Annotated in this window: 9 protein-coding genes; 6 read left to right on the top strand and 3 right to left on the bottom strand. The window is 73.6% G+C overall.

Going from position 1 to position 11633, the window contains the following annotated elements; all coding sequences use genetic code 11:
- Positions 1-85: 85 nt before the first annotated feature.
- Positions 86-1006 carry a pseudouridine-5'-phosphate glycosidase gene (locus tag IE219_RS13670; protein WP_189976955.1) on the bottom strand — a complete coding sequence of 307 codons (921 nt, stop codon included), beginning with the start codon at positions 1004-1006 and terminating at the stop codon, positions 86-88.
- Positions 1007-1293: 287 nt separating this feature from the next.
- On the opposite strand from IE219_RS13670, the gene IE219_RS13665 reads away from it, so the two are divergent.
- Positions 1294-1653, top strand: coding sequence for a cupin domain-containing protein (locus IE219_RS13665; protein ID WP_189976954.1), 360 nt, complete (start codon positions 1294-1296; stop codon positions 1651-1653).
- Between the two features lie 17 nt (positions 1654-1670).
- On the opposite strand, the gene IE219_RS13660 is transcribed toward IE219_RS13665, so the two are convergent.
- Both IE219_RS13660 and IE219_RS13655 read right to left on the bottom strand, forming a co-directional pair.
- Positions 1671-2972, bottom strand: coding sequence for an MFS transporter (locus tag IE219_RS13660; RefSeq protein ID WP_189976953.1), 1302 nt, complete (start codon positions 2970-2972; stop codon positions 1671-1673).
- 359 nt (positions 2973-3331) lie between these two features.
- On the bottom strand, positions 3332-3886 hold the full coding sequence (locus IE219_RS13655; protein ID WP_189976952.1) for a methylated-DNA--[protein]-cysteine S-methyltransferase: 555 nt from the start codon (positions 3884-3886) through the stop codon (positions 3332-3334).
- A 274-nt stretch (positions 3887-4160) separates the two neighbouring features.
- On the opposite strand from IE219_RS13655, the gene IE219_RS13650 reads away from it, so the two are divergent.
- The 5 genes from IE219_RS13650 to IE219_RS13630 all read left to right on the top strand — a co-directional run bounded on the left by IE219_RS13650 (position 4161) and on the right by IE219_RS13630 (position 11626).
- Positions 4161-5054 (top strand): MHYT domain-containing protein, encoded by an 894-nt coding sequence (locus IE219_RS13650; RefSeq protein ID WP_189976951.1) that lies wholly within the window; start codon positions 4161-4163, stop codon positions 5052-5054.
- Positions 5055-5129: 75 nt separating this feature from the next.
- Complete coding sequence (uvrB, locus tag IE219_RS13645; RefSeq protein ID WP_189976950.1) at positions 5130-7268, top strand: excinuclease ABC subunit UvrB; 2139 nt, start codon at positions 5130-5132, stop codon at positions 7266-7268.
- A 109-nt stretch (positions 7269-7377) separates the two neighbouring features.
- On the top strand, positions 7378-7956 hold the full coding sequence (locus IE219_RS13640; protein WP_189976949.1) for a TerD family protein: 579 nt from the start codon (positions 7378-7380) through the stop codon (positions 7954-7956).
- 150 nt (positions 7957-8106) lie between these two features.
- Positions 8107-10365 carry a TerD family protein gene (locus tag IE219_RS13635; protein WP_189976948.1) on the top strand — a complete coding sequence of 753 codons (2259 nt, stop codon included), beginning with the start codon at positions 8107-8109 and terminating at the stop codon, positions 10363-10365.
- Positions 10366-10618: 253 nt separating this feature from the next.
- Positions 10619-11626 carry a TerC family protein gene (locus tag IE219_RS13630; protein WP_189976947.1) on the top strand — a complete coding sequence of 336 codons (1008 nt, stop codon included), beginning with the start codon at positions 10619-10621 and terminating at the stop codon, positions 11624-11626.
- Positions 11627-11633: the final 7 nt, after the last annotated feature.

The following is an 11633-nucleotide window of genomic DNA, read 5'->3' as shown; positions in this document are numbered from 1 at the left end:
GCCGCCCCTCCCACGGGTCCGCCCCCGGGCCTCCCCGCCGTCCTCGCCGCCGCCCCGGGCCCCGCGTACCCCCGTCGTCACCCCGTCACCGCCCGCCCGCCGCGTACGCCTCCGCGATCTCCGCCGCCAGCCGGACGTTGCCCCGCACCGCCGCCAGGTTGGCCTCCAGCGACGCGCCGTCCGTGTGCACCGTCAGGTACTCCAGGAGGAACGGCGTCACCGCCTGCCCCGTGACGCCCTTCTCCCGCAGCTCGGCCAGGCCCCGGGCGAGCACCCGGTCGTGCAGCTCCGGGTCCAACTGCTCCTCCGGGGCGACCGGGTTGGCCACCACCAGCGCCGACCAGGGGCGGCCGAGCGCCTCCCGGGCCCGTATGACCGCGGCGACCTCCGCCGGGGTGCGCAGGGTCCAGTCGACCGGCTCCCCGGACGAGGAGAGGTAGAAGCCGGGGAAGGTCGCGGTGCCGTACCCCGCCACCGTCACGCCCAGCGTCTCCAGCCGCTGGAGCGTCGCCGGGACGTCGAGGATGGACTTCACCCCCGCGCACACCACGGTGATGCCGACCTCGGCGAGCAGTCGCAGGTCGGCCGATTCGTCCTGGGTCTCGCGCCACTCCCGGTGCACCCCGCCGAGGCCGCCGGTGGCGAAGACCCGGATGCCGGCCGCGTCGGCGAGCCGGGACGTCGCCGAGACCGTGGTGGCCCCGGTCGCGCCGGTGGCGAGGGCCGGGGCCAGGTCCCGGTGGCCGAGCTTGCGCACCGAGGGATCCTCCGCGATACGGGTCAGGGCGGCCCGGTCGAGGCCGACGCGGGCGACCCCGTCCAGCACGGCGACGGTGGCGGGCACGGCGCCCCGGGCCCGTACCGACTCCTCCAGCTCCACGCCCACGGCCAGGTTCCGGGGGCGCGGCAGGCCGTGCGCGATGATCGTCGATTCGAGGGCGACGACGGGCCGGCCCTCGTGGAGCGCCTCCCGTACCTCTTCGGACACCAGTGTGGTCGTGGTCATGGTCCATTTCTGGCGCGGCCGCCCGCCCCGCAAACACCGGCGGCGAGCTCTCGCCACACCCCTTTCGTACGGGGGTGCGAGTGGGGTACGGATTCGGTTCTCCGGCGCCCGCCCCGGCGGGGCCGATCCCGGCGGGGCCCGCCGGGGGAGCGGGGGAGCGGCCGGTACGGAATCCGTCGCCCGCAGGCGTGAGGACGACATGCCTGGTCAGGGCCATGAACGGAGGGAATCGTTCCGGCGGTCCCGGTGCTTCGCGGCGCCGCCGGCCCCCGCTACAGTCACCGGCCATGACCACTCACGACCTGCCCTCCTTCGCCGTCCACATCCCCGACGCCGAGCTCGAAGCCGAGCCGCTCGACCCCGGCCAGATCGTCTCCGGCACCCCCGAGGTGACCGGCAGGGTGCTGTGGGAGTCCGCCGACGGCAAGCAGCTGCGCGGCATCTGGCAGATCACCCCCGGCGTCGTGACCGACACCGAGGCGAACGAGCTCTTCGTCGTGGTCAGCGGCCGGGCCACCGTCGCCGTCGAGGGCGGCCCCACGCTGGAGGTCGGACCGGGCGACGCGTGCGTCCTGCGCGAGGGCGACCGGACCACCTGGACCGTCCACGAGACGCTGCGCAAGGCGTACCACATCACCCTGCCCTGACCCGGCGGCCCCGGCCGTCAGGCCCTGCGGAGCGCGCCCCGCAGGGCCAGGGCGGCCATCGGCAGCAGCAGGCAGGCGGCGAGCGCGTTGAGCGGCCCGTACCCCGCCTGGGAGACGACCACCCCGGCCACCAGACCGCCGAGGCCGGCCACCGTGTTCATCACCGTGTCCGACAGGCCCTGTACGGCCGCCCGCGCCTCCTGCGGCACCGAGTCCGTCAGCAGCGCCGATCCCGCCACCAGGCCCGCCGACCAGCCGAGCCCCAGCACGAACAGCCCGGCCGCGATCTGCCCGTCGCTGGTCCCCGCGGTCCCCGCGAGCAGCGCCGCCAGGCCCAGCAGGCCGACCGCCAGGCCGATCACCGCCAGCCGCCCGAGCCGGTCCGCGAGCCAGCCCATGACCGGCGAGAAGGCGTACATGCCGCCGATGTGCACGCTGATGACCAGCCCGATCAGCTCGATGTCCGCGCCGTGGTGGGTGAGCGCCACCGGGGTCATCGACATGATCGACACCATCACGGTCTGGGTGGCGGCCACCGTCACCAGCGCGATCCGCGCCCCGGGCGACTCCCGCACCGCGCGGAGCCCGGCCCGCAGCGACCGGCCCTCCGGCCGGTCCGCCGCCCCGGACCCCTCGGCGGCGGCCAGCGCCCGCGCCGTCAGCAGCGGATCGGGCCGCAGCAGCAGCCACACCACCAGCGCCGAGACCAGGAAGACCAGCGCGGCCCACACGAACGGCCCGGCCGCCACCGGTATGCCGAACCCCGAGACGCTCCGCCCGGCCGGGGCCGCGATGTTCGGCCCCAGGACGGCGCCGATCGTGGTCGCCCACACCACCGTCGAGATGGCCCGCGCCCGGTGGTCCGGCTCCGCCAGGTCGGCGGCGGCGAAGCGGGCCGTGAGATTGGCGGAGGACCCCGCCCCGAAGCCCACCAGGCCCAGCATCAGCAGCGGGAAGCTGTCGGCCAGGGCGCCGATCACCGTGACCACGGCACCGGCCGCGCCGAGCAGATAGGCGAGCACCAGGCCCGCCCGCCGGCCCCGCCGCGCCATCAGCGCCGCCAGCGGCATCGCGAGCAGCGCCGGACCGGCGACCGTCGCCGTCGAGGCGAGCCCGGCCAGCGCCTCCGTACCGCCCACCTCCGTCGCCAGCACGGCGGCGAGCGCGACGCCGGTCGCGATCCCGAGGCCGCCGAGGATCTGGGTGGCGACGAGGACGGCCCGCACCCGCCGACGCAGCCCCGGCAGCGCGTCCGGCGCGATCGGGGCGGGCGCCTTCGCGGACGGGGCGATGTCAGGAGCGTCGGGGGTTTCGGTCACCACGGGAGTGTGCCAGCCCGGCCCCCCGATGGGAACGCCCGCCCCCTGAAAACCCCAGGTCGAAGCGGTGACCGCCCGCCCCGGCCCCAGCCTGGGAGGACGACTCGCACGACCCCCACCCCGCCTCCGGTATGACGCGACGGACTTCGCCGCCTTGGGCCCTGGTCACGACGGAACGGCCCTCGCCGCCCCCCCCGAGCCCTGGTCACGACGGAACGGCCCTCGCCGCCCCCCCCGAGCCCTGGTCACGACGGAACGGCCCTTGTCGCCCCGGCCCCCGTGCGGCAGAAGCGTCCTCGCCGCCCCCGCCTCCGGTGCGACGGAACAGCTCCCGCCGTTCCCCGCCCGCCCCCGCCGTCTCAGAACAGCGGTTCCGGCAGGACGCCCTCCAGGGCCAGCAGGCGCCGCTTCGTCTCCAGACCGCCGCCGAAGCCGCCGAGCCCGCCGTCGCTCTCCACCACCCGGTGGCACGGCACCACCACCGGCAGCGGATTCGACCCCATGGCCGCGCCCACCGCCTGGGCCGCCCCCGGCTGCCCGACGCGCCGCGCCAGGTCCCCGTACCCGACCACCGTCCCGTACGGCACCCCCTCGGCCAGTTCGCGCAGCACCTGGCGGTTGAAGCCGGTCGTCAGCGACCAGTCCAGCGGCAGGTCGAACCCCCGCGACCGGCCCGCGAAATACCCCTCCAGCTGCCGCACCGGCTCCGCGAGCAGCCCGGAGGCGCGCTCCACGACCCGCGCGCCGAGCTGCTCGGCGAGCCGCTCCGGCATCCGCTCCCGGCGCCCCGCCTCCGCGTGGAACCCGACCTGCACGAGCCCCCGCCCGGTGGCCGCCAGGAACAGCGGACCGATGCCGCTGTCCACGACCGTCCACTCCGCGGTGACCCCGCCCGGCCCGTCCTCGATGTCCATTCCCCCACGGTACGGCCCGGCACCGACAGCCCCGCCCGGTGACGGCGCGCCCCGGGGCCCGTAGGGTGCCCTCCGGCCAGAAGGGCCTCGGACCGGCGATCCGGTGGTGCGGCCCCGCCCGGAGATCACAGACCGGTCTCGCTCCGGTCTCACGACCGGAAAAACCCCGGTCAGGTGCCCAAAGGAGCGCTGACGGGCCATAATCTCGCCCCGGTAGCACTACCCAGCGGTACCGACTGTTTTCGGACTTCCAGGGGTGGGAGGGCACACGCTCATGCACGGCACGGTCGACGGATTCAGCTACGGGCTCGTCACGCCGGTGGCGGCCTTTCTCATGGCCTGCCTCGGCGGTGCCCTGGGGCTGAGATGCACGACCCGTTCGCTGCGCCACCGGGACTCCTTCAAGGCCGGCTGGCTCGCCCTCGGCTCGACCTCCATCGGCACCGGCGTCTGGACCATGCACTTCATCGCCATGATGGGCTTCTCGGTGCGGCAGGCGCCCGTCGACTACGACCGGCCGATCACCTTCGCCAGCCTCGCCGTCGCCATCGTCATGGTCGGCATCGGCATCTTCATCGTCGGCTACCGGGGCGCGACCGCGCTCACCCTCGTCACCGGCGGCACCATCACCGGCCTCGGCATCGCCACCATGCACTACCTCGGGATGGCGGGGATGCGACTGCCGGGCCGGATCGAGTACGACACCCCGACCGTCGCCCTCTCCGTGGTCATCGCCGTCGTCGCGGCCACCACCGCCCTGTGGGCGGCGGTCTCCGTGCACGGCTTCCTCGCCAGCCTCGGTGCCAGCGTCGTCATGGGCGTCGCCGTCAGCGGCATGCACTACACCGCGATGGCCGCCGTCAGCGTCCACCTGCACGGCCTCGGCTCCACCGACGCCACCGCCGGCCCCGGGTCGCTGCTGCTGCCCATGCTGATCGGCCCCGCCGTCTTCCTCGTCCTGGCCGCGGTCGTCGTCATGTTCGACCCGCTGCTCGTCCTGGGCGAGCCCGACCGCCGGCGCCCGGTCCGCACCCCGTACCGGCCCGGCGTCCCGGTCGCCCGGCACGTGCCCGGCTACGGCGAGCCCGCGCACTGGACCGCCCGCCCCGCCGGGCGCGCCTTCCGCCGCTCGGTGCCGCGCGGCGGGCACCGCTCCCAGGACTGGTGACGCGGGGCCGGGCGGGGGACCGGGCGGAGGACCGTTCGCCGCCCGGTTGTCGGTGCCGGGTCGTACGGTGGTCCCATGCGGCCCGTTTCCAAGATCGAACGTTCGGTGGCGCCCTTCGAGGTCGTCTCCTCCTACCAGCCGAGCGGCGACCAGCCGACGGCCATCGCCGAGCTGGAGCGGCGCGTCCGCGCCGGCGAGAAGGACGTCGTCCTGCTCGGCGCCACCGGCACCGGCAAGTCGGCCACCACGGCCTGGATGATCGAGAAGCTCCAGCGCCCCACCCTGGTGATGGCCCCGAACAAGACCCTGGCCGCCCAGCTGGCGAACGAGTTCCGCGAACTGCTGCCGAACAACGCGGTCGAGTACTTCGTCTCGTACTACGACTACTACCAGCCCGAGGCGTACGTCCCCCAGTCGGACACCTACATCGAGAAGGACTCCTCGATCAACGAGGAGGTGGAGCGGCTGCGCCACTCCGCGACCAACTCCCTGCTCACCCGCAGGGACGTCATCGTGGTCGCCTCCGTCTCCTGCATCTACGGCCTCGGCACCCCGCAGGAGTACGTGGACCGCATGGTCCCGCTCAAGGTCGGCGAGGAGATCGACCGCGACCAGCTGCTCCGCCGCTTCGTCGACATCCAGTACACCCGCAACGACCTCGCCTTCACCCGCGGTACCTTCCGCGTCCGCGGTGACACCATCGAGATCTTCCCGGTCTACGAGGAGCTCGCCGTCCGCATCGAGATGTTCGGCGACGAGATCGAGGCGCTCTCCACCCTGCACCCGCTCACCGGCGAGATCATCAGCGAGGACCAGCAGCTGTACGTCTTCCCCGCCAGCCACTACGTCGCCGGTCCCGAGCGCATGGAGCGGGCCGTCAACGACATCGAGCGCGAGCTCGACGGGCGCCTGAAGGAGCTGGAGAAGCAGGGGAAGATGCTGGAGGCCCAGCGGCTCCGCATGCGCACCACCTACGACATCGAGATGATGCGCCAGATCGGCTCCTGCTCCGGCATCGAGAACTACTCGCTGCACTTCGACGGCCGCGAGCCCGGCTCCCCGCCCCACACCCTCCTCGACTACTTCCCCGAGGACTTCCTCCTCGTCATCGACGAGTCGCACGTCACCGTGCCGCAGATCGGCGCCATGTACGAGGGCGACGCCTCCCGCAAGCGGACCCTCGTCGACCACGGCTTCCGGCTCCCCTCCGCCCTCGACAACCGCCCCCTGAAGTGGGAGGAGTTCCAGGAGCGGATCGGCCAGACCGTCTACCTCTCCGCCACCCCCGGCGCCTACGAGCTGTCCCGCTCCGACGGCTTCGTCGAGCAGATCATCCGCCCCACCGGCCTCGTCGACCCCGAGGTCGTCGTCAAGCCCACCGAGGGCCAGATCGACGACCTGGTCCACGAGATCCGGCTGCGCACCGAGCGCGACGAGCGGGTCCTCGTCACCACCCTCACCAAGAAGATGGCCGAGGACCTCACCGACTACTTCCTGGAGCTCGGCATCCAGGTGCGCTACCTCCACAGCGACGTGGACACCCTGCGCCGCATCGAGCTCCTGCGCGAACTGCGCGCCGGCGAGTACGACGTCCTGGTCGGCATCAACCTGCTCCGCGAGGGCCTCGACCTGCCCGAGGTCTCCCTCGTCGCCATCCTCGACGCCGACAAGCAGGGCTTCCTGCGCTCCGGAACCTCGCTCATCCAGACCATCGGCCGCGCCGCCCGCAACGTCTCCGGCCAGGTCCACATGTACGCCGACACCATCACCCCCGCCATGGCGCAGGCCATCGACGAGACCAACCGGCGCCGGGAGAAGCAGGTCGCCTACAACAAGGAGCACGGGATCGACCCCCAGCCGCTCCGCAAGAAGATCAACGACATCGTCGCCACCATCGCGCGCGAGGAGGTCGACACCGAGGAGCTCCTCGGCACCGGCTACCGCAAGGGGAAGGACGGCAAGGCCGCCAAGGCCCCCGTCCCCTCGCTCGCCGCGCACGCCCCCCAGGCCGGGAAGAAGGCCGCCAAGGGCGGCTCGACGCTGGAGCTGGGCGACCGGCCCGCCGCCGAACTGGCTTCGGTCATCGAGGAGATGACCGAGCGGATGCGCGCCGCCGCCGCCGAGCTGCAGTTCGAGGTGGCGGCCAGGCTGCGCGACGAGGTCTCCGAGCTGAAGAAGGAACTGCGCCAGATGAAGGAAGCGGGACTGGCCTGATCCGGGGCCGCCCGGTGTGTTGCAAGAGCGACACAAAACCGGGCCGGGACCGGCACGCTGTCGGTCCCCCTGCGTAGGGTGCTGGCACAACGACGAGAGGGGCACACGCGTGTCGGTCAACATGACCAAGGGCCAGGCGATCAGCCTGGAGAAGCAGGGCGGCGGCAGCCTCACCCAGGTCCGGATGGGACTCGGCTGGCAGGCCGCGCCGCGCCGCGGCCTCTTCGGGTCGCGCACCCGCGAGATCGACCTCGACGCGTCCGCGGTCCTCTTCGCCGAGAAGCAGCCGGTCGACGTGGTCTTCTTCCGCCACCTCGTCAGCGACGACGGCTCGGTCCGCCACACCGGCGACAACCTGGTGGGCGGCGTCGGCCAGGGCGGCGACGACGAGGCCATCCTCGTCGACCTCCAGCGGGTCCCCGTCCACATCGACCAGATCGTCTTCACGGTGAACTCCTTCACCGGGCAGACCTTCCAGGAGGTGCAGAACGCCTTCTGCCGCCTCGTCGACGAGACGAACGGCCAGGAGCTCGCGCGCTACACCCTGGACGGCGGCGGCCAGTACACCGCCCAGATCATGGCGAAGGTGCACCGGGCCGGCTCCGGCTGGCAGATGACGGCCCTGGGCAACCCGGCCAACGGCCGCACCTTCCAGGACCTGATGCCGTCGATCCTGCCGCACCTGTAGGCGACGGCCGCGCCGCACCCACAGCTCCCGGCGGACTCCGGTCCGCCGGGAGCTGTCCCGCATGACGACGGGGACCGCGCGACGGCCCCGCACCCACGCCTCCGCACCACCGAACCCGCACACCGAACCGCCGAGGGGAACAGAGTCGAGATGACGGCCGAGCTGGTCCGGGGGCAGAACCACCCCCTGCCCGACACCCGCCTGGAGCTCCGGATCTCCGCGGGCCATCCGGTCGTCGCCGGAGCCGCCCTCGGCGACGAGCGGGGCCTGGTCGCGGGCGCGGAGTGGATCGTCCGCCCCGGCGCCCCCGCGCGGTCCGGGATCGAGGTCCCCTCCTCCGCCGCCGCCGAGCACCGCGTCGCGGTGGACCTGGCGGAGCTTCCCGACACCGTCCACCGGGTCTCGCTGCTGCTGGCCCTGCCCCCGGGCACCGGCGGCCCCGCCCGCTTCGGCACCGCCGCGGCCCCCTTCGTCTCGGTCGGCACCCCGGCGGGCGACGAGGTCGCCACGTACACGATCACCGGCCTCGACCGGGAGTCCGCCCTCGTCGCGCTGGAGCTCTACCGCCGCCAGGGCGCCTGGAAGGTCCGTGCCGTCGGACAGGGGTACGAGGGTGGGCTCGCCGCCCTCCTCGCCGACCTGGGCGCTCCCGCCCCCGCCGACCTCGCCGCCGCCGTCCTGGACGCGGCGGCCCCCGCGGCGGCCGTCCCGGCACAGGTTCCGGCCCGCGCCGACTCCGGCCCCGTGCCGGTCCCGGCCCCCGCCTCGTACCCCCTCCCCGCCCCGGAGGCGACCCCCGCCCAGGGCCCCGCCCCGGACCCGATCCAGGGGCCGGACGCGATCCCGGCACCGGGCCCGATCCCGGCACCGGGCCCGATCCAGGGGCCGGACGCGATCCCGGCACCGGGTGCGGACCCGGTCGCCGGGCCCGACACCCGTCCCGTCACCGGTCCCGACACCCGTCCCGTCACCGGTCCCGACACCGTCGCCAGTCCCGACACCGTCGCCGGGCCCGGCGTCCCGGTGCCGGGGCCCGCGGCCGTGTCTGCGTTCGACTCCGCGCCCGACCCGGCTTCCGCCTCCGCGGACGGCGGGGACGCCGGGGCGACCATCAGCTACAGCCACCCGCGCCGTCGGCCCGTGGTGCCGCCCGCCGCGCCCGCGTCCGGGCCGGCCGCCGGTGCCGGGGCCGTACCGCCACCGCCGTCCGGGCCGCCGTCCGGATCTCCGTCCGGACCTCCGGCGGGGGCGGCCCCCGGGGCGCGGGACGGGGAGGCGGAGGCGCGGCCCGTGCCGGTGGCCGGGGACGCCTCCGGCTGGACCATGGACGAGCGGCTCTACAACCAGGTGTGGGGCATGTTCGAGGACCTGGCCCGGACCGTCGCCGCCTTCCGCAGCGCCCGCGAGTTCGCCGAGCACCGGCTCGACCGCGAGATCGACCAGGTCCTCGCCGACCCGAGGGCCCGGATCGGCGGGGCCGGGGACGCCGCGCGCGCCGCCGCCCGCGCCCACCACGACGAGCTGGTCGGCCGCGCCCAGGAGGTCCTCGACCGGGACCTCGCCCAGCTCACCGCCGAGGCCGAGGTCGTCGAGCCCGCCCTGCCGCCCGCCTACGCCCGCTGGGACAACCCCGTCTGGCACGCCTACCGCGCCCCGGCGGAGCCGCCGATGGCGGTGCGCCTCGGCGACCTCCACCTGCCGGAGCGGACCGGCCTGCGCATCCCCTTCCTGGTCCGGCTGCCGCTGGAGCGCGGCCTGTGGGTGGACTCCGGCCGGGGCCGCGCGGTGGCGGCCGGCCTCCTCGACGAGGCCGAGACGCGCCGGCTCGCCCTGGACAGCGCGGTCGCGCACACCGCCCGGCTGCTCGCCGCCCACCCGGCCGGCTCCCTCAGCGTCCACGTCCTCGACGCGGCGGGCGCCGGTGCCGCCGCCTTCGCCCCGCTCACCGACTCCGGGGTGCTGGCCGCCCCGCCGGCCCGGGGCGCGGCCGGGGTGGCCGCCGTCCTCGCCCAGCTCACCGAGCGGGTGGACCTGCTCCAGATGGCGATGCGCGGCGACGCCGCCGAGGACCTGCCGCCCGGCTTCGACCCGGCCCGGCAGCTCCTCGTGGTGCACGACTTCCCGCACGGCTTCGACGACCGGGCCGTCACCTGGCTGCGGTACCTCGCCGACGAGGGCCCCTCGGTCGGGGTGCACCTGCTGATGGTGGCGGACCGGGCGGACGCCGCCGCGTACGGCCCGGTGCTCGACCCGCTGTGGCGCTCGCTGCTGCGGCTCACCCCGGTGGCCGACGACCACCTCGCGGACCCCTGGGTCGGGCATGCCTGGACCTATGAGCCGCCGGTGGTCCCGGCGGGCAGCGCGGTGCTCGGGAGGGTCCTCGCCCAGGTCCGGGAGGCCCGTCGGTAAACCGCCCCCACCTGGGGTTTTGTCTTCCCTTTGCCTTTCTCTTTACCTTCTCTTGGGTTTTCGGGTAGTCTTTTCGGGCGGAGGGGAGTACTCCCCATGGCGCGGCGTACCCGTCAATACGGACGGATCAGAGAGATCCGATCCCGGGGCGTCGGCCCGGCGGTCGCGCGAGCGGCCCCGGGTGGAAGAGACCTCCGGCAGCGACGACGCTGATCCATAGCCGTACGACGCCGGAGGCGCAGTGGACGTTTCGATGACCATGTGGGTGCTGACCATTCTCGGTCTGTGTGCCCTGATCGCGGTCGACTTCTTCATCGGGCGCAAGCCCCATGACGTGTCGATCAAGGAAGCCGGGATCTGGACCGCCGTCTGGATCGCCCTCGCCGTGCTCTTCGGCATCGGGATCACGATCTGGGGCAGCGGGCAGGCGGGCGGGGAGTTCTTCGCCGGCTTCATCACGGAGAAGTCGCTCAGTGTCGACAACCTCTTCGTCTTCATCCTGATCATGGCGAAGTTCTCCGTGCCGAGCCACCTCCAGCAGCGGGTGCTGCTGTTCGGCGTGCTCATCGCCCTGGTGCTGCGGGCGATCTTCATCGCGGCGGGCGCCGCGATCATCGCCAGCTTCTCCTGGGTCTTCTACCTTTTCGGCGCCTTCCTCATCTACACCGCCTGGAAGCTCGTCAAGGAGGCCATGTCCGACGAGGACGAGGACGACTGGGACGAGAACCGCCTGCTGAAGTCCATCGAGAAGAGGTTCGGGGTCGCGGACCGCTACCACGGCACCAAGCTCTTCATCGTGCAGCACGGCAAGAAGGTCATGACGCCGCTGTTCGTCGTCATGCTCGCCATCGGCATGACCGACATCCTGTTCGCGATGGACTCGATCCCCGCGATCTTCGGCCTCACCCAGGACCCGTACATCGTCTTCACGGCGAACGCGTTCGCCCTGATGGGCCTGCGCCAGCTGTACTTCCTCATCGGCGGTCTGCTGAAGAAGCTGGTCCACCTCAGCTACGGCCTGTCGGTGATCCTCGGCTTCATCGGCGTGAAGCTGATCCTGCACGCCATGCACGAGTCCGGACTGCACGTCCCGGAGATCTCCATCCCGGTCTCCCTCGGCGTCATCTGCGGCGTGCTGGTGATCACCACCATCACCAGCCTGATCGCCTCGAAGAAGCAGTCCGAGAAGGCGGCCCTGGAGGCCGCCGAGAAGGACGCCGCGGGCAGCGAGGACGCGGGGAAGACCGGCGTCGAGGCGTGACCCGCCC

This window comes from Streptomyces termitum (assembly GCF_014650175.1).
GTDB classification, from domain to species: Bacteria; Actinomycetota; Actinomycetes; order Streptomycetales; family Streptomycetaceae; genus Streptomyces; species Streptomyces termitum.
The sequence above is the reverse complement of the archived record's forward strand: the minus strand, read 5'-3'. Positions and strand labels throughout refer to the sequence as shown.